Source organism: Streptomyces sp. NPDC002730 (assembly GCF_042888805.1).
In the GTDB taxonomy this organism is placed as follows: domain Bacteria; phylum Actinomycetota; class Actinomycetes; order Streptomycetales; family Streptomycetaceae; genus Streptomyces.
On the sequence record NZ_JBIAQG010000004.1, the window covers coordinates 517,311 to 540,971 of the forward strand.

The following is a 23,661-nucleotide window of genomic DNA, read 5'->3' on the forward strand; positions in this document are numbered from 1 at the left end:
GTTGGATTCGACGGCTCCGGCCCGATGATTCTGCGCCGCGGCGAGAGTCCTGTCTCCGACCGCACAGTTGAGAGGGTGGACCCATGACCGATCTGCGCGACACGCTGGAGACGCACGTCAGCAAGGGCTCGGTGCCGGGAGTGGTGGGCCTGCTGGCCCGCGGTGACCGGGTCGAGGTGCAGGCGGTGGGATCCGTCGACGTCGAGGGCACCGCCCCGATGGCCAGGGACTCGATCTTCCGCATCGCATCGATCACCAAGCCCATCGTTGCCGCGGCCGTCATGATGCTGGTCGAGGACGGTCGGATCGCGCTGGACGACCCGGTCGGGCAGTGGCTGCCGGAGCTGGCGTCACCGAGCGTCGTCCGTACGCCGGCCGGGCCGGTGGACGACGTGGTCCCGGCGGTCCGGCCGATCACCGTGTTCCACTTGCTCAGCTCCCGTGCCGGGTACGGCTTCCCGTCCGACTTCTCGCTGCCCGCGGTTGCGCCGCTGTTCAGCGAGCTGAAGCAGGGACCTCCGCAGCCGCAGACCGTCCCCGCGCCGGACGAGTGGATGGCGGCGCTGTCCCGTATTCCGCTGCTGCACCAGCCGGGCGACGGTTGGCTGTACAACATCAGCTCCGACCTTCAGGGCGTGCTGATCGCCAGGGTCACGGGACGACCGCTGCCCGAGTTCCTGGCCGAGCGGCTGTTCGAGCCGCTCGGGATGGCCGACACGGCATTCGCGGTACCGGCCGCAAAACTCGACCGGTTCACCGGCTACTACCGGACCGATCCCGAGGGCGGTTTCGAGCTGGTGGACGCCGCCGACGGGCAGTGGAGCAGCCCGCCGGCGTTCCCGAGCGGCGCCGGCGGTCTGGTTTCGACCGTCGATGACTGGCTCGCCTTCGGCCGGATGCTGCTCGCCGAAGGGACGGCGGGCGGCCGCCGGCTGCTCACGCCCCAGTCGGTGCGGCAGATGACTGCCAATCACCTGACCCCGTCCGAGCGTGAGTCCGCCGGGTTGTTCCTCGAGGGCATGGGCTGGGGTTTCGGCGGCGCGGTCGATGTCGAGGCCGTCGAACCGTGGAGTGTGCCGGGACGCTACGGCTGGGTCGGCGGCACCGGAACAACAGCGCACATCACACCGTCCATCGGCGCGGTCACCGTCATGCTCAGCCAGCTGCAGATGGGCGGACCGAGCTTCCCCGCGCTGATGCGGGACTTTTGGCGGTACGCGGCCGGCGTCTGAGGTGGAGCATGGTGCCTGGCGGAATACGCGCCGATGATGGGCGCCCGTCACCCTGGCCTGTTTATCAAACGGGTCGACCCGTAATATAAATGCTCATGAGCTCTTCGCCCTCCAGGGGACGTCCCAGGGATCCCCGCTCGCACGAGGCAATCGTCAGCGCGACCGCAGAACTGGTGGCCGAGGTCGGCTACGGCGCGACATCGATCGGGGCCGTGGCCGCGCGGGCCGGTGTCGGCAAGGACACGATCTACCGACGGTGGGCGGGCAAGCCCGAGTTGGTCTTCGAGGCCGTGTTCACCACCACCGACCACGCTCCGAACCCGGACACCGGAACGCTGGCCGGGGACCTGACCGTACTGCTGCAGGGTCTGGTCGAGGAGTTCCACGCGCCTGCCGCCGCAGCGGCACTCCCGGGGCTGCTCGCCGACTTCGCCGCCGACCCGGCTCTGAAGGCGCGCATCCGCAGCGACTTCCTGGCCCCATCGAAGGAACGGCTGCTGATCGTCTTCGAACGCGCCGTGCTCCGCGGAGAGATCGCGGCCGACACACCGGTGGACCTGGTCCTGGACACGATGGCGGGAGCCGTGTTCTTCCACGTCGGACTGGTGGGCGAACCCCCCACCCCGCAGTTGGCCGGCCGGCTGGCTGCTGTCGTAGCCAAAGGAATCGAGGCCCGATGAACGGCTGGCTCCTCGCAGCGGGCGTCACCGCGTTCGGCGTGGCCGCGGCGCACATCGTCGGCGGGCATCGGGATGTGGTGCGCCCGCTGCTGTCCTGTGGACTGGCAGACGAGCCCAAGGGTGTCCTGCGTGCCGTGTGGCACATGGTGAGTGTCGACCTGGTGCTTTCCGCAGTCGCTCTGGTCCATCTCTCACTGACGGACGGTACGTCAGGGTCCGGCCTGGTGGCATGGTTCGTGGCCGCGCACTTCATCGCCTACGCGGCAGCTTTCCTGGTCATCACACTGTCGGTCGGCTGGTCGAAGCCACTGTTCCGGCTGCCGCAGTGGATCCTGCTCCTGCCAGTCGCGGTACTGACAGTGGCGGGAGCCAGGTAACAACACCACAGGACTGAGCTGAAGCGCCGACCGCGTTGGAGCAAGGGGGATCACCCGAAGAGGCCACGCGGGGCAGGGCTGTTTCCTATGCTGCGGCAATGGACTGGACGGCTGTGGTCGCGGTGGCGTTGGGCGGGGCGATCGGCGTGGGCAGCACCCTGGCCACGGACCGGGTCCGCTGGCGCAGGGACAGCGTGACTCAAGACCGAGAATCGCTGCGGTCGGTGTACGTCCAGTACCTGGAGGCATTGGCTCAGGCGCGGGATGTCATATCCCATGCGAGCCGGGAGGTGCACCGGTCGGCGGAGGAGCGGGCGCAGATGGCGTGGACGGTCACTCGGGACCACGGGGTGTATGCAAGGCAGTACGCGCTTGAACTGATCGCGCCCGTCGAGGTCGTGGAGAGGACCAAGGGTGTCGCCGACAAGCTCGTGACCTACCGGGACGCGGTGGTGCAAGGCGAGACGTGGAGCGATGCCGGCTGCACCGAGGCGCGACGGGCACTGCGGGAAGCCCGGCACGCTTTGATGGACGCCATGCGCACCACCCTCGCCCGGCCGCAGTAGGCGCACTACAACGCGCCCCCCGTTACCGTGAACAAGCCAACACCCGCCAACTTGGACCGCGGTGCCGCCGCAACACGACGACTCGTGAACAGGGCCGGCGATGAGCGTGTGTTGGCGCTGAATCTCGTCTCACCTGGGCCGGGGTGAGCCTGGTCGATCGGTCGGTTTCTCCGTGCCGGACACCACGCTTCATGAAAGCGCGAGGCGAGCAATACCGGTTCTCGACCTGCCTGAGGCCACTGCTGAAACCGTCGGCGTAACTCCGTGCCCACTGCTTGTTCCGTGCGCTCTGACCGCGGAAATCGGAACTGCGGTCGCAGTGCTTCCCATCGCCGTATCCGTCCCATGCAGGAGAACGTACCCCGCTGTTTCTGTTACGGTCTTGTATCCCTTCTCGCGGAATTTCGCGATCTCTTGAGCCTCTTTCTCTGGACTGATGGGCCAGCCTTGGGATGTGGCAGTGTCAGCGACGACCCATTCAGGGTTTCCGTGGTCACTGGGTAATCCGAAGACCGTGACGTTGCAGCGATTGGTGAGTTGGGGCACGAGTCGGTTGGAAGCCGCGACGGTCGATCCATCGGGGATCATATTGAGAATATGACGCGCGGCTGCCATGCGGGGACTGGGTTGCCAGGTGGCGCTTTCTGTGAGCCGCGCGAATGGGAAGAGCGGCAATGTGATGATGGTGAAGGTCGCGCTGACGACAAGAGACCAGTGCAGGTTCCTTGCACTGTCTCTTGCTGGGTTTTGCTGGCGCATCAGAGTGAGAGCGTGGATGAAAGCGCCGAACACGATGGGCATCAGCACGGCGCTGTAATGGAAGCGAGTTCCCCAGTAGTCTTCATTGCCGGAGGTGAACCTCCATGCAAGCGTGGGCACGGCAAGCAGCATGAAAGGTGACCGCAGGGCGATAAACGCTGTGGGTGCCAGCAGCATCAGGAGAGTGATCAGCTTCGTTTCCGGGGTGACCAGGCGGAAGGTGTAGCGCAGGAGAAGGCCGAGCGGGTCGTCGTCAGCGCCGTCCGGCACTTTGTCCCAGTAGGTGAATACGCCGTCGGGGTTGAAGGCCGGAATGACCACCAGCATCTCTATGAGCGTTCCCGCAAGGCCGGCGGCTACTGCGAGGAAGCCGAGTCTGCGTTGGCCGCGGTAGGCGGCGTAGCCACCGATGACCGCGATGGTCAGGCCCAGGTCTTCCTTGACCAGCAGCAGGGGAAGGGACCATGCGACTGCTGCGCGCCAGCGCTCGTTGCCGAGAGCTTCGAGGGAGAAGGCCAGCAGCGGTACGGCGAAGCACACCTCGTGGAAGTCGAAGCCGACCGTCTGGGCGATGCCCCAGGAGACGCCGTAGCCGAGCCCGATCACCAGCGCGGCTGCCGTCCCCAGCGCGCGGTGTGCCCAGCGGGACAGCGGGACGACGGCCACCGCGAGCAGGACTGCCTGCGCCAGGAGCAGAGTGATCGGTGACGGCCATATTCTGTAAAAGGGCGCGATGATGGCAGTAATGGGAGAAAAGTGATCGCCCAGCAAGGGGTAATTGTGGCCCTTAAGGTCTGCTGTCGGGAGATGACCATGTGCGTAGGAGCGTACGGCCTGCTCGAATATACCAAGGTCGTATCCCGTGGTCAGCATGAGCTGATGCCGGCGCAGTGACAGCGTTGTGTATACGATGAAGCACAGTGACGCCATTCCCCAAGCCAAGAGAGTGCTACGGGATACAGACACCCTCCCCCCTCTCCGCCCTGGAGCGACAGACCTCGCCGCTGCCAATCTCTTGACAGTCGACAAGGCGGGGGGAAAGATTTGCATCAAGCTGCCTTCCGATGAATCGGCGTCAAGTGCGCATGCCAATCCCTTCAGTGATGCGAAAAGCGGGTCCCATCAATGAAGCCTGCCGGCAAGAGGTCGCAATTCTGGCGACCAGTCAAGGGATTGCCCAGCAGGTTTCTCAGGAAACAGCTCGATGCGGCAACCGCGCACCACGTATTACGGTAACCCCGACGCCGTCGCTTCGCGATACGCGCCAGGACCGGCGCAAAACAGGCGAGAGTTGGCGGCCACACGCGATGTCGCCTGTGGGTACCGCGGATTCTGAAGGCCGCAACAGGGCCGGGCCCTTCCGAACCGCCCTTGTCAGGGACGCGCGTCACGAGGGCCCGGGGATGACCAACGCATCGGCTCTCGACCCTGCCGTCGAAGCGACACTCCAGCCCCTTACCAGTACGGCCAGAAGCCACCCGAAAGTAGTGGCCCCCGTTCTCGCCGCTGATCATGGACTTGTGGCGCTGCCCATCCTCATCACGGACGGACCAACCTGGCCTCCGCTCTTGCTGCCCCGCTGGCTCTCATTCACTGGTTCTGACTCAACTCCTGTGGAGCGGCGCATAGCTGTTGCCTCACGCGGCGTGTGGCGCGGCGCCGGTGTCGGCGTGTGTGAGACTGCGCAGTGGCGCTCAATCCTGCTCGGAGGGCTTCATGTCGAAACCACTCGTCGTGGTAACCGGGGCGAGCCACGGCAGGCGCGCGGCCGGCACGCGGATCACGACGCGCGCCAGCCGCTCCAGCGCAGGACCGAGACTTCGACCACCGGTCCGTCGGGTGGCCGGACGGCGTATTGCTGGTATTTCGCCGTGAGCAGGCCGATGCAGCGGGCGGCCTCGGGGGACCGGTCCGGTGCCGGGAGCACCCGGGCTTCGCCATCGGCCCGGGCCCACCACAAGCGGTCCCAGTCCTCCTCGTAGTGGTCGGTGAGCAGGCAGACCGACGGGTTGGCGGCGATGTTGGCCAGGCGTTTCAGTCGCGTCGTCCGCTTCGGTTTGTGGTCCACGGCCAGCATCACCGTGTCGCCGTCCAGGGCGAACACCACCGGCACGAGGTGCGGGTGGGCCGCCGTGTCGGCCGTCGCGAGGTGGGCGACGCGCGCCGCGGCGAACCGCTCCCGTGCCTCAGCGCTCGTCAGAGCGGGCATCGCGCCCCCTTCCGGAAGTCATGGCATTCACGGCGCCTATGGCGGTCATGGCGGTTGCGGATTTTCGGATCAGTCCCGCATTCTCGAGGCGCAGCGGTTTCCGGCTTCTCAGCGGTACCGGGCAGCGACTTCGGCCAGCCGGTCCAGGAACTCCAGCGTCTCCCGTTCGGGCATCGTCGGCACGTAGAACAGCAGCCGCTCGACCCCCAGACGGCTGTAGCCCTCGATCTGCTCGGGATCGTCGGGAGCCGCGTACACCGTTACCGGCACCTCTCGGTCGGCAAGGGCGCGCAGCCGTTCGATCTTCGGGCTGAGTTCCTGTGGCGGCAGGCTGTTGGCCAGCCACGCGTCTCCGAGCTGCGCCACCCGCCGGAACGCGCCCTCGCCGCCGCCGACGTAGATCGGCGGATGGGGGCGCTGCACGGGCTTGGGCCAAGCGAAGACCGGATCGAAGTCCACGAACTCACCGTGGAACTCGGCCTTCTCCTCGGTCCACAGGTCGCGCATGGCGCGTAGCCGCTCGTCGGCGAGCCGACCGCGGGTGGAGGGGTCGGTGCCGTGGTTCCTCATCTCTTCACGGTTCCAGCCGACACCGACGCCGAGGATCACGCGGCCGCCGGAGATCAGGTCGAGCGAGGCCACCTCCTTCGCCGTGATGATCGGGTCGCGCTGCGGGATCAACGCGATGCCGGTGGCCAGGAGCAGCCGTTCGGTCACGACACCGATCGCGGTCAGGGCGACGAAGGGGTCAAGGGTGCGGTAGTACATCTCCGGCAGCTCACCACCGCCCGGGTAGGGCGTCTGGCGGTCCGCCGGGATATGGGTGTGCTCAGCGATGAACAACGAGTCGAACGCGCGTTCCTCCAGTGCGGTTCCGAGCGCGGTCGGGCTGATGCCCTGGTCGGTGATGAAGGTCGAGACTCCGAATTTCACGACGGCTCCGTCGAGGGTCGAGTACGGGAAAGGACGGGTGGCACAGATCTGCTGACTACCCGCCCCGGGCGATCCCGCTCCCATGACCACCCGTGAGAACCATCGCGGAGCACGGTTTCCCGGACCCGCGGTCGCAAAAACGCGCTGGGGTGCCGGCGGACGCGGATGGGCGGTCCGCCGGCCCAGAACCCCGGCGTGGCGTCCAGCTCCGGCCGACAATCCCTGTGTGGCGTCCCCGCAGGGCCGTGTGCCGACGTCCGGGGGGGCGGAGGACGGGCACGTTTCTCGGGTGCAGTGGCAGGTCATGCGCCCGGCGCCATGTCCGGCATGGATTTACCGTGGGATCCAGCGCGGGCACAGCCGACCCACGCAGCCGAGTCAGGCAGCCGCCACCATCCGTCGGCGGCCGCGCGCATGCCCTTGGCAGCCGCACACGCGACTCACGGGGACTCCGCCGTTGTCGACGCCCTGGATCGGTGAAGAACCGACCGCGGATGACGGGACAGACTTCGCGCGCGGTATCGACAGTCTCGTAGCCAGTGGCGAACTGGTGTCGCTGGTCTCGAAGAGGGGCACCGAGGCGCGGTTGTCGGGTGCGTTTCGACCGTACGCGCCGGTGGCACCGTTGTCTTCGACAACCTCGCTCTCGACAGCCGAGGAGTGCACCACGGTGGAAGGACCCTCGGCTGGGACCTGGCCGAGCGCATGGTGCTCCACCTGTTCGTGGCACTCGCCGAGCAACTGCCGGGGGAGCAGGGCAGTCAATGCCCCCCAGCGACCAACGTATGTGGGGTCCCTCCCGCCCGTACCCCTGTCCGGAGCGTGGCGCGTTCGGGTACGACCCGCCGGTGGTTGAGCTGTGGCCGGAGTCGCGCACGGGAAGGGCGCCGCGACCGTGCGCCACGTGCTCCCTCACCCGGCCGGCGTACGGGGGGGCCCTTGTGGACCTGAAGCAGGCACAGGCCTACGTGGCGGCGTTGGAACCGGGCGATACGACGAGGACTTTGGCCGACCGACGTCTCGCTGATCACGGTCGCAGGGCCGGGCCGTCCCTTCGTTGGAGTGAGGCTTGGCTGGGCGGGTCCGCGCCGCAGGTCGCGAGGAGCAGATAACTTCTCCCCCTGAATGGGGGAAATCTGTCGTGGCTGAGATAGACATTGCGTACTCGCGTGGCTAGCGTTCCTGATGTAGCCAACGAAGTCAGCGATACGCGGCAGAGACGAACTGGCGCGAGCATTGCACGGCACGGCAGTGGAGTCCTGGGGCCAGGAAGTGCAGGAAGGCCCCAGGACTGGTTGCCGGGCCGCGCGGCCCCAGGGGTCGCCGAGCAGCACGGCGTGTTCAGAGCAGTACCGACCCAAAGAAGAGATGAGTGAGAGAGGAGCAGACGCCATCAGGATCGCCCGAGCGAGGTTCCAGTTCGCTCGGGTACCGCAGGCCCCGGATTGGAAGGTGGTCCCCGGTCAAGCATCCGCGATCCCCGCATCTCCGACCTCCCAGGCGGACATGCGGAAACCGAAAGTCGGCGCTCAGCGCCGGTAGATGGTGTTGAAACCCCTCGGGGCCCCGGTGCCGTACGGCACCGGGGCCCCTCGACGCGTTCCGGAAGAGGTGCAAGTGCCCCCAGAAACTCCATCGCCCACCAGCGATCGATTCGACGATGACGACTACCCCGCCTACACCATGGGCCGCGCGGCCGAGATGATCGGCGCCACGCCCGGCTTCCTCCGGGCCATCGGCGAAGCCCGTCTGATCACCCCGCTGCGGTCGGACGGCGGCCACCGCCGCTACTCCCGCTACCAGTTGCGTATCGCGGCCCGCGCACGCGAACTGGTGGACGCCGGCACTCCCATCGACGCGGCCTGCCGCATCGTCATCCTGGAAGACCAGCTCGAAGAAGCCCTGAGACTCAACGAGGAGCTACGCAAGTCCACAGCAGATGCGGGCAGGGCTGCCGAGTCCTGACCGCCGCCGGAGCATCGGCGAACCCTCGCTCACCGGGCCATGAAGTACTCGGGCGGGGCACGGTGTTCGCCGGGCCGGGTAAACACGTGGGCCCGGGCGTCGTCGGCACGCGACGCCCACCCGCCGGCTGAGCCGCTCCTGCTCCCGGCGCGATCTCCATGGCCAGGCAGCATGACTCCCTTCGGGAGACGAGTCCGCCCCGCGCTCGGTAAGGGCACGGGTCAGGCCGCGGGCGAGGGGTCACATGGCCCGGACGGCTCTGCTGGCGCGTTCGATGAATTCGGTCATCGCGGGCCAGTAGGCGCGGGTTTCCTCAGTGAGCAGTTCTTCGGCGGCGGTGTCGCCGTCGGCCATGGCGCGCATCAGCCGGGCGGTGGACGGTGTGGCTTTGTCCAGGGCGGCGGCTGCTTCGGCGACATCGTCCGGGCCTTCCAGGGTGACCACTTGTACGCAGCGCAGGAGGGAGGCGTACACGTCCCGTATCTGTTCGCGCAGCCGCAGCAGCTCTGCGCGCCGGCTGTCGGGGTCAGCGATGTGAGCAGCCTCGGGGATCTTCCAGTACAACTCGCCGATGGCGACGGCCTTGTCGATGACGGCCGCATAGGCGGCTCGCCTGGCTTCACGCTGCCGGGCGAGGCGGTGAGACTCGGTTGTGGCCTCGGCCTGCAGCCGTGCCGCATTGGCGTTGCCTCGACTGGTAACCCAGCTGGCCAGCACGGCAGTTCCGGCCGTCAGCGCAGCCACCCACAGCGTGTTGTCCACGTCCGCCAGTGTGCCAGCGAGGACTGGAGAGCGATGCCGTCTCCCCGGGACGCGGCCTTGGCTGGTCGTGAGGTGACTCCTTGGCGGCGCCTTCATGGTCTGCCGGCTGCCGATCATTCATACGGCTGATGGCGCTTGGCGCGGCCACCGTGCGGAGACCCCTTGTCGAAGGGTTGTTGCTGTTGGTGGGCCTTGGCGGCCTACGAACGGCGGCGCTGGAGCTGTCCGCTGTGCGGGTACAGGCAGTTGGTAAGATCGCCTGCTCATGGACGCGAGCGCAGGAGACGAGATGACTGCCATCCCGCCGGGGCAAGTGACACTGTCGGACCGGCGAACACAGCGCAGCTGGTCGGTCGAGCTTGCGCCCTACCGGCTCGCTGCGTTCCCGATCACCCAGGCGCGGTACGCACAGGTCACCGGTCGGCGGCCGAGCACCGCGCAAGGCGACCACCTGCCCGTCGAGGGCGTTTCTTGGTTGGACGCTGTCCGGTTCTGCAACTCCCTTTCCCAACGCGAGGGGTTGGCGCCCGCGTATCGCCTCCGTGCTGACGTCGAGGGAATCGAGTGGGACGCATCCGCTGACGGGTACCGGCTACCGACCGAGGCCGAGTGGGAGCACGCATGTCGTGCCGGTACGGCCGGCGCGCGGTACGGGCGGCTCGACGAGATTGCTTGGCATCGCGGCAACTCGCACGAGCGGATTCACGACGTGGGCCTCAAGCAGCCCAACGCGTGGGGCATGTACGACATGCTGGGCAACGTTTGGGAGTGGTGCTGGGACGTCTACGACGCCGAGGCCTACGGCACCTATCGGGTACTACGTGGCGGTGGGTGGTTTGACGAGCCCTGGAGCTGCCGGGCCTCGGTGCGGCGCCGCAGCCACCCGACCTTCCAGATCGACGACGTCGGATTCCGCATCGCGCGTTCCGTCTTGCTCTGAGTAGTCCCTTGTTGGCCGGATCGCCGTCTGCGCGGCCCCTACCGCCCCAGCAACACACCTCCTCCGCCGCACCGCAGGGGGCACGGCCTCAGCTACTGCCGTTGCGCCGCCGGCGGTTGCGGCGGCGAGCCTTTCCCGCGGTCGATGCTGCCGTCATGGCTGCGGTCAGGAACTGAAGGCCGATCACGGCCCAGGAGATCCACTCCGAGGCCTGCGGAATCTGATTGCTCGGGAAAGTCATCACATGCTCCTCGCTGGTGGGCTGACACCAGCAGAAAGCCAGTCCGGCACCCTGTCCGGCAACGCACGCGCATCCGGCAACTGTCCGCCCCACAAGCCCGGTTGACAGGACATCCGGTCCTGTCCCGGACATGCAGCCGGACACACCTCACCTGGGTAGCGTGGAGGCGAGTGATGATTCCCCTGGAGGCGCACATGACCGGCGAAAACCTCATCGCGCGGGTGGCGGAGGCCAAGTCGAAAGAGCAACTGGCCGAATGTCTGAATGAACTGCTGCGCGGGCAAGAAGACCCGCCCTCACTACGCGATCTGGAGCAATGGGGCATCAATCAAAAGCGCCCGTTGCCCACCTCCACGGTGCACGACGTGTTGCGTGGTGTCCGCCCGCCGAGACCGCACACGCTGAAATCCCTCCTCGCGGCCTGCTGCGTGACGGACCAGCACGAGGTCCAGACGTGGCTCGAGGCCCTGGACAGAGTCGAGGCCGGCAGGGAGAACCCTCGCAGGCGCAGCAAGTCCGAGCAGGAGCTCGGCCCCGTCTCCGCCACACGTTTTTTCGTCGAACAAGACAACCTCACCGACATCCAGAATCTCGTCACGAACGCCGAGGAGGAAGTGTGGCTGTGGGGGACGCCCCTTTCGATGCACATCCCGTATCTCGAGCCCTACCTGAAGAAGGCGCTCGCCAAGGGTGTGCTGGTGAAGGTCCTGCTGATCAAACCGGCCAGTGCAGCGATGAACATGGCCGCTTTCCGAGCGCCCGACAATGACGTACGGAACCTGGAAGAAAGGCTCAGCATCAACCTGAACATCCTGCGCCGACTCGGAGCCCACAACTCTGGACTGGAAATCAGGCTCGTGGACTACCTCGCTCCCTACACGCTCTACGCCTACGATCCAGGCCTGGGCGGGGGGAAGATGGACCTACGGCTCGGGTCGTTCCTCGGTGACCACGACCTGCGGCCCACGTTCCAGCTCCTGCGGGCACGCGACGGTGACTGGTTCGACTACTTCTACGAGCAGTTCACCCTCGTGTGGAGCGCCGCGGCCCGTGAACCGGCTCTGTCGTAGTTACGGGACAGCGCGACTCCTGGCAGCCGCCGGGGGATGGCGGTAAGCGGCGGGCGGTGCCTGGTGGTTCACCAGGTCACGGGCAGTCGGTGCAGTCCGCGCAGGAGGCTGGGGCGCCATTCGGGAGGGGTGGATGGGTCCGCCGGCGCGAGGTGGGGGAGGTGTTCGAGGAGGGTCCGGACTGCGATTGCGGCTTCCAGGCGTGCCAGTGGCGCGCCGAGGCAGTGGTGTATGCCGTGACCGAATGACAGGTGGGTGCGGGTGTTGGCGGGGTCGCGGTGGATGTCGAAGCGGTCCGGTTCGGGGAACAGTGCCGGGTCCCGGTTGGCGGCGGCCAGGCCGAGAACAACGGGGTCGCCCTTGGGGATGGTGGTGCCGGCGATCGTGACTGGTTCGACGGGGTAGCGGTAGGTGGTGGCCAGTGCGGGGGGCTCGTAGCGCATGGCTTCCTCCACGGTGCCTTCCAGGAGGGTCCAGTCCGCTCGTAGGGCGGCGAGCTGGGCAGGGTGGCGGAGCAGCAGATGGACAGTGCTGGCGATCAGGTTGGCCGTGGTCTCGTGACCGGCCACCAGGAGCAGGAAGGCCATGCCGAGCAGCTCCGGCGGTGTCAGTGGCTCTTCCTGTGTGCTGTTGGCGTGGGCAAGGGCGTGCAGCAGATCACCCTTGGTCGAGCCGTCCGCTTCGGTGTGCGGGTCGAGTGGCCGGCTTCGTTTGGTTTCGATGAGGTCGGTGAGGTAGCCGGTCATCGCCGAGGCGGCGGCTGAAGCTGCCTCGTGGTTGGTGGCAGCGACGATCTCGGCGGACCAGGCGCGAAAGGTGTCCCGGTCCGCGCCCGGTACTCCGAGCAGTTCACAGATCACGGTCACCGGCAGGGGAAAGGCGTAGGCGTCGACAAGGTCGGCCCGCCCCGCCGGTGCCATCGCGTCGACCAGTCCGTCGGCTATGTCCCGGACGCGCTGTCGCAGTGCCTGGATGCGGTGCCGTGTGAACTCACCTGCCACCAGCCGTCGTAGCCGGGTGTGATCCGGCGGGTCGACCTGCAGCAGGTTCCGCCCGATCGCGTACCCGCCGTCGTGGGTCCAGGAGGCGGAGTGCCGGATGTCGTTGCGCAGCCGCTCGTCGGCGAGCGCGGCTCGTACGGCGGCGGCGTCGGTCACCAGCCATGCAGCTTCCTTCGAAGGCAGCAGGACGTGGTGGACGGCGCCTTGCGCGCGCAGTTGTGCGTAGCGGCCGTGGGGATCGGTGGTGAAGTGGGCTTGGTCGGGGACCAGTTCGACGAGTGTCACGGTGTCTGTCCTCCGGGGTCATGGACGTGCGACGGATGGCTGCGGTAGCGACAACCAACGACGAACAAGCGACAACCGGGGAGTGCTCCCCGCTTGCCGGTTCCAGACCGTAGCAGAAAGTGGGGAGTGCTCCTCGTTTTGGGGTAGCGTGGAGCCGTGAGACAAGACGCGGAGCGCAACCGCCGACGGATCCTGGACGCTGCTCGGGAGGTGTACGCGGAGCAGGGCGTGGAGGCACCCCTCGACGTGATCGCCCGCCGGGCAGGCGTCGGCAACGCCACGCTCTACCGGCGGTTCCCCGACCGCGCCGCCCTGATCGAGGCCGTGTTCCACGACCTGCTGGCAGCGACGCGGGAAGCGGGCGAGCGTGCCCGCGAAAGCGAAGATCCCTGGACGGGTCTGGTCGCCTACGTGATGCACATCTTCACCGGACTTGCCGAAGACCGGGGCGTCACCGACCTGATGACCACGACCATTCCCGGCATCCCCTCGCTGGAAGACCTGCACGCCCACAACGCTGAAACGTTCGGTCATCTCCTCGCACGCTGCCGCGAGAGGGGCGCCGTCGGCGACGACGTCACAGTGGAGGATCTGCTCTTCGTCCTCGCAGCTCTCGGCCGGGCCGTCCCCGCTGCCGAGGCTGCATCCCCCGGCGCATGGCTACGTCCCCTGACTCTGTTCCTCAACGGCCTGCGTGCCCCCGCCGCGTCACTGCCCGGCACACCGCTCGCCCCGCACCAACTGCAGCAGGCACTGTCGAGACTTCACTCGCCCTGACCGCGGCAAGCCCCATTGGTGGGGAGAGACCGTCGCGTCACGATCAGTCCGGGCGAAGACCGGAGTCGGACCCCGTCAGTCCGGGGTTGGCCACGGCCGTTCACCTCGGCTGCCTGTCGTTCAGTTGCTCAACGGTGAGAGCCGTACGGCTCCGGCCGGGTCGTGTCCCGCCGCGTGGTGTAGCCCGTGGGCATCTTGCGGGGGGTCCGGTACAGCACACACTGGCGAAGCGGCCCTTCGGGCACGCTCGGATCCTCAAAGTCGTCGGCCGGGTCGCGGGTCATGCCGATCCGGCGCATCACTGCCTGGGAACGAAGGTTGTTGACGGTCGTCGACGCAACGACCTCCGGCAGCCCGAGGGCATCGAAGCCGAAGGCCATGCAGGCCAGGGCGGCCTCGGTGGCGTAACCGTGACCCCACGCCGAACGCATCAACCGCCACCCGATATCCACCCCCGCGAACGGCATGTCCTCGTCCACCTCGTCCAAGCCGGCGCGGCCGATGAACTCACCAGTCTCCCGTGCTTCGAGCGCCCACCACCCAAAACCTCGCTCGTCGAACTCGGCCTGCATGAGTGCCACCGCGGCATCGCTCTGCTCCCGCGTCAGCAGTTCCCCCAAATGTTCTCGGACTTCGGGATCGGCGTTCATCGCCGCCCACGGTTCGAGGTCGGACTCCCGCCACCGGCGGAGCAGGAGACGCTCGGTACGCAGTTCTGGCATGCCGGCCAGCTAACGCCATCACGATCAGGGTGTCGATCGGTTATGTCGAACCCTCGACCTCGCCGACACCATCATCACCGTGCGCAGCCTGATCCGTCAGGCATGGACGACCCATCGCTGGGAAGAACGCCCCAGCCGCCGACCATGACCACCTGCGCATCTATGCGCCCATCAGTCAGTTGATTCTTTGTGCTTCCATGCAATCTCGTGTATGAAGTCCTCCACGAAGTCCTCGTCATCTATGAAGTGCCCGACCCAGTTCGCAAACTGAACTGCCACTTCTTTCTCGGCTGCAACCATGAGGGCGTTGGGATCAGGCGTCGAAGTCAGGTCCAAATGCTGTCGCAGCCATGCGAGATACTCCGTACGACGCCCCTCTTCGTCTTCGTCATCTGCGTCATCACGGAAACTGGCGCTGTAGTCCCCGACCATGAGCGTCCGGTTGCACCCGAGTTGCTGGCACAGATCCCGGAGATTGCGTGAGACGACAGCGATCCCACCTTCGTCTCCGAACACAACGACGGGCAGCGTCGCCAGGTCGGCGCGCCGGTCGATGCGCCAGAGGGCATAGATTGAATTGGAAGCGTTGGCGTTCGCGAACGGGAGAAGGCTGTCGAGGAACTCTGAATCCTCCGACCAGGTGCTGATGTCCGCAGTGTCTCCGAAGTCCGTCAGGTAGAACCCGGGCGAGATGTTCTCGACTCCGATTCGTTCTTCCAGCTCCTTGAGGAGGTTCAGTTCTAGGATGGGTGAGTATGCGTCACTCATAAACTGCTCCAACTAGTGGGATGTGCAAGACCGTTCGACAACATGGTGAAGGCTATCCTCGGTGGATGAACGCATCATCGACCACTTTGGGCCACCGCTGGCCCTCCTGAACCTGCAAGCGAGTCCGGGTGGTACACCGGCCTCTCAGGCAGCAAGCCGGCTTGAGTTGGCCCCGCTGAGCGCCAGGTTGGCCCGGCATGATGGCGATCATGCGCCGAGGACGCCGAAAACGAATAGGTCGTTCGTTGACGGCACCCGGACCTCAAGCGGTGTCGTCGCCGACGTGCTCAGTGTCGTGCATGCGTTTGGCGAGCTCCGGCCAGCGCTTGTGCGGCGCGGCGACGAACCCCATGAGAATGGCCGCGGCTGCATCCGCAGGCCCATAGGAAATCCTCCTGGACCGCTAGCGTCGCCGTACGCGGCGCGTCACCGCTTCGGGAGGAGCTTGTCCGTCCACAGCGGATGACAAAAGGCAAGGAGAGTACCCACTCCTTGCCACTCTCAACATATAGCGCACCGGGGGGCTTGCGGCAAGGCCCGGGGCCTGCCGCAGAATGGTCGGCCAAGGCCAGAAGCTGCAGAAATGGCAAATTCGCGAAGTGCGTGTGTTGTTGTCGATGTATGGGTTGCGCGGGACGTCGAACCGCCGGGACTCGCGGTGCGGTTGCGGGGACTCGGCGCGGAGGTGCGGGTGTGCGTACCGCCGGACTGCGCGGAGCGGCTGGCCGAAATCCAATCTCGTTGAATGGGCGTTTTGATGATTGACGTGATCGTGGTCGGCGGCGGACCGACCGGCTTGATGCTGGCCGGCGAGCTGCGGTTGGCCGGAGTGCAGGTGGTCGTGCTGGAGAAGTTGACCGCGCCGACCGAGCAGTCCCGCGGGCAGGGCCTGCACGCGCGCAGCGTCGAGATGATGGACCAGCGCGGCCTGCTGGACCGGTTCCTCGCGGTCAGTGAGAAGTTCCAGGTCGGCGGTCTCTTCGGCGGCATCGTCAAGCCGTGGCCGGACCGGTTGGACACGGCGCACCCGTACGGCGTCGCCACCCCGCAGCCGGTCACCGAGCGGCTGCTCAACGAGCGCGCCGTCGAACTCGGTACCGAGATCCGGCGCGGCTGCGAACTGGTCGGGCTGAGCCAGGACGAGGACGGGGTGACCGTCGAGCTGGCGGACGGCACGCACCTGCGCTCGCGCTACCTCGTCGGGTGCGACGGCGGCCGCAGTGCGGTGCGCAAGCTGCTCGGCGTCGGTTTCCCCGGCGAGCCCGCCAAGGTCGAGACGCTGCTGGGTGAAATGGAGGTGACCGAGGATCCGGCGACGATTGCCGCCGTCGTCGAGGAAGTCCGCAAGACCCAACTGCGGTTCGGCGTCGTCCCCAACGAGGACGGGGTGTGCCGCGTTGTCGTGCCCGCCGACGGCGTGGCCGAGGACCGTGCGACCGCGCCGACCCTCGAGGAGTTCAAACAGCAGCTGCGGGCGTTCGCGGGCACCGACTTCGGCGTGCACTCGCCGCGCTGGCTGTCCCGGTTCGGCGACGCCACCCGGCAGGCCGAGCGCTACCGGGTCGGCCGGGTGCTGCTGGCCGGAGACGCGGCGCACATCCACCCGCCGACCGGCGGGCAGGGGCTCAACCTCGGCGTGCAGGACGCGTTCAACCTCGGCTGGAAGCTGGCCGCCGCGGTCAACGGCTGGGCGCCGGAGGGGCTGCTGGACAGCTACCACGCCGAACGGCACCCGGTGGGCGCGCGCGTGCTGGACAACACCCGCGCGCAGATCACGCTGCTGGGGGCCGATCCGGGTGCGACCGCGCTGCGGGAGCTGTTCTCGAAGCTGATGGACTTCGAGGAGGTGAACCGGTACGTGACCGGGATCATCACCGCGGTCGGGGTCCGCTACGACTTCGGCGAGGGGCATGAACTGCTCGGCCGGCGGATGCGGGACGTGAAGCTGAAGCAGGGTCGCCTCTACGAGCTGATGCACGGCGGCCGCGGACTACTGCTCGACCAGACCGGCCGGCTTACGGTGGCAGGTTGGGCAGATCGAGTCGACCACGTCGTCGACGTCAGCGAGGAACTGGACGCGCCCGCGGCGCTCCTGCGGCCGGACGGCCACGTGGCGTGGGTCGGTGAAGATCAGCAGGATCTGCTCAGCCGGCTGCCCAAGTGGTTCGGCGCTGCCGTCGGCTGAGCGCGCAGTTGTGGCTCGAAAGAGCGGGACCTATCTCCGGCAGGCCGACTTCCCTGAGGCGGGCAAGATGGCGCCGGCTGCGGGCCGCTCGCGTCCGCCGGCCAGGGAGCAGCAGCTCGATGTGGAGGTCGCCGACCTGACCCAGGCCTGGGGGAGCCGCAGTCAAATACGGGTCTTGGAAGGAGTCCGCGGAGGGCCGGCTGCGCCCTTCGCGGAGGAGCCGCCGATCCAGGGCGACCATCTCGTGCCGTTGGTCCGCTACAGAGATGGTGCCTCTTTGGGCTTACTTGGATTCGACCCGCCCCAGCGGGTTGGGGCCGGCCGTCAGCGCGTCACGCGCTGCCTGCCAAGCGGAATCCCCGGGGTAGAGCTCGGTGCGGAGGTAGGCCCAGGTGAGCCGCTGGACCGCAGACACTCGCTCGGGGTTCTCGTCCGTAGTCTCGGCGACGTCATATCCAGAGACGCCGCCGAGCCCGTGCTCTGCGTCAAACAGGGTGAGCAGGGACTTGGGGCCCGGGGAGAGGAAGTACGGATCGGTGTGCCAGTCCGGGCCCCGAACCGTCAGGTGGGCAGACGCGTCCTTATCGCCGGCGACCACGAGCGCGGGAGCCGTCATCTCGGAGAAATCCGTGGTCAAGAAGAAAGAAAGATTCTCGGCTGCGGACTCGCTGAGGGCATCGTCCCCTCTGCCGGGTGCGGCAAGCAGCACACCCGCCTTGATCCGGGGCTCGGCCAGGTTCACTTCCGTTCCGTCGTGCGGATCGGTGAGCCGGGCGCCCAGCAGCAGGCTCGCGGTGTGCCCGCCCATCGAGTGCCCGGCCACGGCGACCTTGCTTCGGTCCAGGCGCCCGAGGAGCTGCGGGACAGCGGCCTCGATCACGCCGAGCTGGTCGAGGATGCACTTCATGTCCTCGGCCCGCGATCGCCAGTACAGAGGCGCCCCGGGGGTATCGGGATCCAGGCTCAGGGTCTTCGAGCTCAGATGGGTGGGCTGGATCACGACGAAGCCGTGCGCCGCCCAGAAGTTGGCGAGTGGGGCGTAGCCGTTCAGTGAGGAGAGGTTGTTCGAGTAGCCCTGGCCGTGCGAGAGGAGGATGACCGGCAGCTCGCTCCCGGTCACGGGCGCGGAGACTCGCACCTGCAGGTCCACGGCTCGGCCGGGAGCTGACAGCACAACCGGACTGACCGAGAGGACGGGAGTGGGCGAGCTGACGGCGTGGGTTGCGTAAGTCGATTCACTCATGATGCGTATTTACCTTCCATGGCCTCTGCTGCCGGTCTCATGCGGCTGGCGGCGGGTGAGGCGGTCAGGAGCGTCCGGCTTCAGCTAGACTGAAAAGCGGAGCGTTGTTCCGTTTAATATACGGAGCAGTGTTCCGCTTTGTCAACGGCCGTCGGAAGGAGAGCGTGGTGCCCGCTACAAGCCAGTCCGGGGAGATGCCGGCCCGAAGCAAGCGGGCCGACGCGCTGCGCAACCAGCAGACGCTGCTTGCCGCCGCGGCTGAGGTGTTCGTCACCTCCGGCGTCGACGCGCCGATCCGTGAGATCGCGGCAAGAGCCGGCGTCGGGATGGGGACGATCTACCGCCACTTCCCGAATCGGGCGGATCTCGTCGTCGCCGTCTACCGCCACCAGGTCGAGGCCTGCGCCGAGGCCGGCCCGACCCTGCTGGCCAGCGCCGACTCTCCGCTCGCAGCACTCCGTCAGTGGGTCGACCTCTTCGTTGATTTCCTGGTCACGAAGCACGGACTCGCTAACGCGCTGCAATCGGACAGCAGCGGCTTCGAGGCGCTGCACGCCTACTTCCTCGACCGCTTGGTGCCCGTCTGCGCGCAGCTGCTCGACGCCGCAGTCAACGCCGGCGAAATCAGGCCCGGTACGCACGCCTACGAACTGATGCGAGGCATCGGCAACCTCTGCATCGGACGTGACAGCGATCCCCGCTATGACCCCCGCCGATTGGTCGAACTGCTCCTCCAGGGACTACAGCGACCGCAGTCATCCTGATGTCGAGGGTCAGCCCGTATGCGGCGAGGGACTGTGCGGGCAGCGTTGTGTCGTCAGGCTGCCTGGATGGCAGAACGAGTACGCGCCCGCGAGATCGATGACGACGAGGGGCGGCGCCTTCTGCGGATCGTCCGCCGGGGCAGCGGGTGGGTGATGACCTGGCGGCAGGCCCAGATGGTGCTGCTGTCCGCGCAGGGCATGCCCGTCGCGAGGATCGCCGAGGTGACGTTCACCAGCGCGGACCGGGTCCGGGACGTGATCCACGGCTTCAACGCCGACGGCTTTGAGTCGCTCTGGCCGAAGTGTCAGGGCGGACGGCCGAGGGTCTTCACTCTGCCCGAGCGGCGCGAGATCAAGAGAAAGACACCCGAGTCGGCGCGAGGTCGTCACCAGGGCGAACGTTCCCTGATGCGGCACTGGATCATCTACCGGGCAGCCTTGAGCCGGGCCTACCGGTAGGGAGATCCTGGAACTGCACGCGTGTCCACTGGTGGCGGGGTCAGAGCTGTCGTGCGCGGTACAGATCGCGTATCAAGGCGATCTCGGCTCCGTGGTGCAGGACTTCCTGGTTGACCCACCACACGATGTCGATGAACGGCTCATCCGGGTCGCTGCCGTGGGGATAGGTGCAGAACCCGACGGTGTCGAGCGCGGCGTCGTCGATGCTCAGCAGTGACTTCCGCCAGGCCGTGGCGCCGGCGTCGAAGGCAGCTACCGCACCTGCCGCATCCCCGCTGATGGGGTAGTCGTCCCGGGTGAGTGTGTGGCCGCCGGCTGTGTGATCGGCGCGGAGGGACAGCATCTCGCTCAGGTGGCTCAGGCGCCATGCGATGGTGGTGAAGGGCGGCGGCCAGGGGTGCGGGTAGGACGCGGCGTCGCGTCCCCAGTTGCCGGTGCCGGCCAGGAGGGTCGCGCGCGGACCCGGTCCGCCTGCACGCCGCCGGACCGACCAGCAGTCTGGCGCCGGCTCCCAGAAGTACTCCTCATCGGTCATGGGGCCAACCTCGGTTTCCGAACCGTCACCGCTGTCCATCACCGGCCCTGTCATGCGGTCGGCCAGGCGCGCATATGCGAAGTCGAACTGCTGCAACAACGGGACCAGGCGAGGTGCGGTCACTGACGCTCCCATGTGAGCTGGTAGGCGCTTGGAGGAGGGACGAACTGATGACCCGCCAGCCTGGCACAACCGGCAGTACCCAGCCTCTCATTTTCCGATGAGGGTGCTCACCGAGACGTGGCTGAGCGGCGGCCGGCCAGCTCAAGCACCCGGCTGCAACCAGCAGTTAGCGGGACAATCATCGGGCAGGCAAGGCGCAGTCGCACAGTTCGGCGATGACTTCCGCAGGCCACGTAACCCGATCGCCCCCGGCGCCGCGTTGGGTGCCGGCCGTCGTCCAGGGGGCGGCTACCTCAGGAGCCATTTCCCGGTCGGTGCCATCACCTCTGCGCGGCTGTGACTGCCGTGGTCGGCGGCAATGAAGTGGTTGCCGATCCGCAGTGAGAAGGCCAGCACGCAGCGGACCTCGGCGTCGTCCTCGTCGGGGCAGAAGGGCCGAACAGCGAGCGCAGGTACTCCATTCGCGGGTTGTCGACGCGTCGCAGTCGCTGCGCGACGGCCTCATCGCGCCGGGCCCAGCCGCGGATCGCGAGGTCGGCCGTGGTACCCGTCATCGGCCCGTGGCCGGACGAGCGATCGTGAACAGCGGCTCCAGCTTTGCCCTGGCGTTTCCTCCGCCACTCTCGACCTGCTCGGCGCCGTATACATGGCGGGCATCAAGCCCTTCAGGTATCTGGGGGTGTATCCGGCGCTGCTTCGAGGGATCGGACGCACATGGCAGGCGAGTGCCGGCGGACGGCGCGGGGGCTGACCGATCAGACGGAGGGCCATCTCGGCCATCCGGCGTGGCCGTCCGATCAAGCGCCACGGTCCACACCCACCACGGGGCCAGACCGTCGCCAGGCCCCGTCAACGGATCTCCTGCCCGATCAACGCTGAAGATGTTCAGAGCTGGGCGTGAAGGGCTGCACGCGGGCGATGAGCAGGGCGACGTCATCGGGGTCGTCGGGACGCCGGAGTTCGTGAAGGAGCCGGTCGCAGGTTTCCTCCAGGGGGCGGTCGGGCCTGTCCAACAGGTGGAGGAGGGTTTCCAGGCGCTCGTCGATGGGGTGGTGACGGGTTTCGACCAGTCCGTCGGTATACAGGACCAGCTGGTCACCGGGACCGAGGTCGAAAGTGGTGGTCTCGAAGGCGACGCCGCCCACTCCCAACGGGGTGCCGGTGGGCAGGTCGAGCAGTTCGGGACGCTTGCCGCTGCGCACGAGGGCGGGGGGCAGGTGGCCGGCGGTGGCGATGTGGCAATCGGCGCGGTGTGGGTCGTAGACGGCGTACACGCAGGTGGCGATGTAGTGCTCCAGCCCCGAGGTGATCTTGTCGAGGTGCTGGAGGACCTGGGCGGGGTCGAGGTCGAGGTCGGCGAAGGCGCTGGTGGCGGTACGCAGGCGGCCCATGGTGGCCGCGGCGTCAATGCCGCTGCCCATGACGTCGCCCACGACGAGTGCGGTCTTGTCTCTGTCGAGCGGGAGGACGTCGTACCAGTCGCCGCCGATCTCGTAGGTGGCCTGTGCGGGCCGGTACCGGGAGGCGACCTCCAGGCCCGGAAGGTGCGGCGGGTGTTCCGGAAGGAGGCTGCGTTGCAGGGTCTCGGCGGCATTGCGCACGCTCTGGTGCGAGCGGGCGTTGTCGATGCACATGGCGGCGCGGGAGGCCAGTTCAGTGGCGAGGGTGAGGTCGTCCTCGTCGAAGGGCAGGGGGTTGCGGGCGCGGGTGAGACTTACGAAGCCGAGGATCTGGCCGCGGGCGGTGAGCGGGGCCAGCATGTAGGAGTGCACGCCGGCGCGGGCCAGCAGAGTGGCGGCGTGCCTGTCGCGGGCGAGGCGCGCCAGGTCGTTGTTGTCGGCGTGAGCGATCAGGATCGGGCGGCCGGTGCGTACGCATTGGGTGGCCAGCCGGTCGGTGTCGTAGGCGGCGAGGTGGCCGGGTGGGTCGGCGGCCTCAGCGGCTTCGGTCGGATAGGCGGCCTTCACCGCGAGGGCGCGAAAAAGGGCGGGGCCGTCGCGGGGGGCTTGGTGGCCGTTTTCCAGGACGGAGTCGAGGACGTTGACCGCGACCACGTCGGCGAGCTCGGGAACGGTGACCTCGGCCAGCTCTTGGGCGGTCTGTCCCACTTCCAAGGTGGTGCCGATGCGAATGGAGCCATCGGCGATCAGGGCCAGGCGCCGCCTGGCCTCGGCAGCCTCCATGGCTGCCTGATACCGGTCGGTGACATCCACCACCAGGTCGGCCACCCCGAGTACACGTCCCTGGGGGTCCTCCAGCCGGTACAACGAGATCGACCAGGCATGCTTGTGGTCGTCGGCGGGCGTGTGGCCGACGATGGTGGACTGGTCGACCATGGGGATCCCGGTCTCGAGGACCTGCCGCATCGCGACCTCGGGTACCTCGAACTTCGCAGAGGTCATGATCTCGCGGTAGTGCCGGCCGAGGTGGTCTTTCGCGGGTATGCCGTGCATCTGCTCCAGGGCGGGGTTGACGGCCAGGTACCGCAGATCGGTGTCGAGGATCGCCAGCCCAATGGGGGACTGTGAGATCAGCCGGGTGGACAGTGCGACATCCCGCTCCACCTTTCGAAGCGTCGGTGAGTCGGTGGCGAGCCCGAGGGCGTAGAAGTGGCCGCGGTCGTCCAGCAGCCGCATGTTACGCAGTTCCACCAACCGGGTGCTGCCGTCCTTGTGCCGAATGGGGAACGCCCCGGCCCAGCTCAGGCCGGACTCCATGACCTCGGCGAACTGCTTGATCACCAGATCCCAGTGCTGTTCGTGCACGAGTAGCGGCGCCGCGTACTGCCCGAGCGCCTCTTGGGCGGTGTAGCCGTACAGGTCCTCGGCCTGCGGGCTCCACAAGACGATCCGCCCCTCGGCGTCCAGCAGCACGGCGGCGACACTGAGGAGGTCCATCAGCCCGCTCGGCTGCGATGATCTGCCCTCCGGCCTACCGGTGTCATCCGGATGCCCTTCGGCTACGCTCACCCGGGCACTCCTTCCACCTGCCGGACCGCGTGGGCCGTCTTCCGCCGCGGTCCTTGGCCTGTCCACTTGTCTGCGGCCTGCACTCGTGTCCAGTGA

Annotated in this window: 21 protein-coding genes and 2 pseudogenes; 12 read left to right on the plus strand and 11 right to left on the minus strand. The window is 67.4% G+C overall.

Going from position 1 to position 23,661, the window contains the following annotated elements:
• Positions 1-83: 83 nt before the first annotated feature.
• The 4 genes from ACFYXH_RS13405 (at position 84) to ACFYXH_RS13420 (ending at position 2,855) form a co-directional block, all read left to right on the plus strand.
• Complete coding sequence (locus ACFYXH_RS13405) at positions 84-1,232, plus strand: serine hydrolase domain-containing protein (RefSeq protein WP_389562201.1); 1,149 nt, start codon at positions 84-86, stop codon at positions 1,230-1,232.
• Positions 1,233-1,327: 95 nt separating this feature from the next.
• Complete coding sequence (locus ACFYXH_RS13410) at positions 1,328-1,912, plus strand: TetR/AcrR family transcriptional regulator (RefSeq protein ID WP_389562202.1); 585 nt, start codon at positions 1,328-1,330, stop codon at positions 1,910-1,912.
• Positions 1,909-2,289, plus strand: a complete 381-nt coding sequence (locus ACFYXH_RS13415) for a hypothetical protein (RefSeq protein WP_389562203.1) — start codon at positions 1,909-1,911, stop codon at positions 2,287-2,289. Before ACFYXH_RS13410 ends, ACFYXH_RS13415 begins: the two co-directional genes overlap by 4 nt.
• 98 nt (positions 2,290-2,387) lie before the next feature.
• Positions 2,388-2,855, plus strand: coding sequence for a hypothetical protein (locus tag ACFYXH_RS13420; RefSeq protein ID WP_389562204.1), 468 nt, complete (start codon positions 2,388-2,390; stop codon positions 2,853-2,855).
• 189 nt (positions 2,856-3,044) lie between these two features.
• Here ACFYXH_RS13420 and ACFYXH_RS13425 read toward each other — a convergent pair whose 3' ends face one another.
• The 3 genes from ACFYXH_RS13425 to ACFYXH_RS13435 form a co-directional block, all read right to left on the minus strand.
• The gene (locus tag ACFYXH_RS13425) at positions 3,045-4,487 is read right to left on the minus strand and encodes a DUF2079 domain-containing protein (protein WP_389562205.1); all 1,443 of its coding nucleotides are present in this window, start codon (positions 4,485-4,487) and stop codon (positions 3,045-3,047) included.
• Positions 4,488-5,394: 907 nt separating this feature from the next.
• Complete coding sequence (locus ACFYXH_RS13430) at positions 5,395-5,823, minus strand: TIGR03668 family PPOX class F420-dependent oxidoreductase (RefSeq protein WP_389562206.1); 429 nt, start codon at positions 5,821-5,823, stop codon at positions 5,395-5,397.
• Positions 5,824-5,931: 108 nt separating this feature from the next.
• The gene (locus tag ACFYXH_RS13435; protein ID WP_389562207.1) at positions 5,932-6,756 is read right to left on the minus strand and encodes an LLM class F420-dependent oxidoreductase; all 825 of its coding nucleotides are present in this window, start codon (positions 6,754-6,756) and stop codon (positions 5,932-5,934) included.
• A 1,617-nt stretch (positions 6,757-8,373) separates the two neighbouring features.
• On the opposite strand from ACFYXH_RS13435, the gene ACFYXH_RS13440 reads away from it, so the two are divergent.
• Positions 8,374-8,721, plus strand: a complete 348-nt coding sequence (locus ACFYXH_RS13440; protein WP_389562208.1) for a MerR family transcriptional regulator — start codon at positions 8,374-8,376, stop codon at positions 8,719-8,721.
• A gap of 240 nt (positions 8,722-8,961) precedes the next feature.
• Here ACFYXH_RS13440 and ACFYXH_RS13445 read toward each other — a convergent pair whose 3' ends face one another.
• The gene (locus tag ACFYXH_RS13445) at positions 8,962-9,483 is read right to left on the minus strand and encodes a hypothetical protein (protein WP_389562209.1); all 522 of its coding nucleotides are present in this window, start codon (positions 9,481-9,483) and stop codon (positions 8,962-8,964) included.
• Between the two features lie 265 nt (positions 9,484-9,748).
• Between ACFYXH_RS13445 and ACFYXH_RS13450 the strand changes: the two genes are divergently transcribed.
• On the plus strand, positions 9,749-10,423 hold the full coding sequence (locus ACFYXH_RS13450) for a formylglycine-generating enzyme family protein (RefSeq protein WP_389562210.1): 675 nt from the start codon (positions 9,749-9,751) through the stop codon (positions 10,421-10,423).
• A gap of 88 nt (positions 10,424-10,511) precedes the next feature.
• Here the strand turns inward: ACFYXH_RS13450 and ACFYXH_RS13455 are convergent, their stop codons facing one another.
• Positions 10,512-10,664, minus strand: a complete 153-nt coding sequence (locus tag ACFYXH_RS13455; protein ID WP_389562211.1) for a hypothetical protein — start codon at positions 10,662-10,664, stop codon at positions 10,512-10,514.
• Positions 10,665-10,837: 173 nt separating this feature from the next.
• On the opposite strand from ACFYXH_RS13455, the gene ACFYXH_RS13460 reads away from it, so the two are divergent.
• On the plus strand, positions 10,838-11,734 hold the full coding sequence (locus tag ACFYXH_RS13460; protein WP_389562212.1) for a hypothetical protein: 897 nt from the start codon (positions 10,838-10,840) through the stop codon (positions 11,732-11,734).
• Between the two features lie 68 nt (positions 11,735-11,802).
• On the opposite strand, the gene ACFYXH_RS13465 is transcribed toward ACFYXH_RS13460, so the two are convergent.
• Positions 11,803-13,020: a cytochrome P450 gene (locus ACFYXH_RS13465; protein WP_389562213.1), complete on the minus strand. Its 1,218-nt coding sequence runs from the start codon at positions 13,018-13,020 to the stop codon at positions 11,803-11,805.
• A 156-nt stretch (positions 13,021-13,176) separates the two neighbouring features.
• Here ACFYXH_RS13465 and ACFYXH_RS13470 point away from each other — a divergent pair, with 156 nt between their 5' ends.
• On the plus strand, positions 13,177-13,797 hold the full coding sequence (locus tag ACFYXH_RS13470; protein ID WP_389562214.1) for a TetR/AcrR family transcriptional regulator: 621 nt from the start codon (positions 13,177-13,179) through the stop codon (positions 13,795-13,797).
• A gap of 128 nt (positions 13,798-13,925) precedes the next feature.
• Here ACFYXH_RS13470 and ACFYXH_RS13475 read toward each other — a convergent pair whose 3' ends face one another.
• Positions 13,926-14,519: a GNAT family N-acetyltransferase gene (locus ACFYXH_RS13475; protein ID WP_389562215.1), complete on the minus strand. Its 594-nt coding sequence runs from the start codon at positions 14,517-14,519 to the stop codon at positions 13,926-13,928.
• A gap of 55 nt (positions 14,520-14,574) precedes the next feature.
• Between ACFYXH_RS13475 and ACFYXH_RS13480 the strand changes: the two are divergent.
• Positions 14,575-14,667: pseudogene (locus tag ACFYXH_RS13480) on the plus strand (IS5/IS1182 family transposase); the annotation flags it as partial.
• A gap of 23 nt (positions 14,668-14,690) precedes the next feature.
• Here the strand turns inward: ACFYXH_RS13480 and ACFYXH_RS13485 are convergent.
• Positions 14,691-15,287, minus strand: coding sequence for a hypothetical protein (locus ACFYXH_RS13485; RefSeq protein WP_389562216.1), 597 nt, complete (start codon positions 15,285-15,287; stop codon positions 14,691-14,693).
• 757 nt (positions 15,288-16,044) lie between these two features.
• Between ACFYXH_RS13485 and rox the strand changes: the two genes are divergently transcribed.
• Positions 16,045-17,472, plus strand: coding sequence for a rifampin monooxygenase (gene rox, locus ACFYXH_RS13490; RefSeq protein ID WP_389562217.1), 1,428 nt, complete (start codon positions 16,045-16,047; stop codon positions 17,470-17,472).
• 283 nt (positions 17,473-17,755) lie between these two features.
• Here rox and ACFYXH_RS13495 read toward each other — a convergent pair whose 3' ends face one another.
• The gene (locus tag ACFYXH_RS13495; RefSeq protein WP_389562218.1) at positions 17,756-18,715 is read right to left on the minus strand and encodes an alpha/beta hydrolase family protein; all 960 of its coding nucleotides are present in this window, start codon (positions 18,713-18,715) and stop codon (positions 17,756-17,758) included.
• A gap of 194 nt (positions 18,716-18,909) precedes the next feature.
• Between ACFYXH_RS13495 and ACFYXH_RS13500 the strand changes: the two genes are divergently transcribed.
• Together ACFYXH_RS13500 and ACFYXH_RS13505 are read left to right on the plus strand one after the other, a co-directional pair.
• Positions 18,910-19,479, plus strand: a complete 570-nt coding sequence (locus ACFYXH_RS13500; RefSeq protein ID WP_389562261.1) for a TetR/AcrR family transcriptional regulator — start codon at positions 18,910-18,912, stop codon at positions 19,477-19,479.
• 66 nt (positions 19,480-19,545) lie between these two features.
• Positions 19,546-19,839: pseudogene (locus tag ACFYXH_RS13505) on the plus strand (helix-turn-helix domain-containing protein); the annotation flags it as partial.
• Between the two features lie 139 nt (positions 19,840-19,978).
• On the opposite strand, the gene ACFYXH_RS13510 reads toward ACFYXH_RS13505, so the two are convergent.
• Both ACFYXH_RS13510 and ACFYXH_RS13515 read right to left on the minus strand, forming a co-directional pair.
• Complete coding sequence (locus ACFYXH_RS13510; RefSeq protein ID WP_389562219.1) at positions 19,979-20,596, minus strand: DinB family protein; 618 nt, start codon at positions 20,594-20,596, stop codon at positions 19,979-19,981.
• An 869-nt stretch (positions 20,597-21,465) separates the two neighbouring features.
• On the minus strand, positions 21,466-23,493 hold the full coding sequence (locus ACFYXH_RS13515) for a SpoIIE family protein phosphatase (protein ID WP_389562263.1): 2,028 nt from the start codon (positions 23,491-23,493) through the stop codon (positions 21,466-21,468).
• Positions 23,494-23,661: the final 168 nt, after the last annotated feature.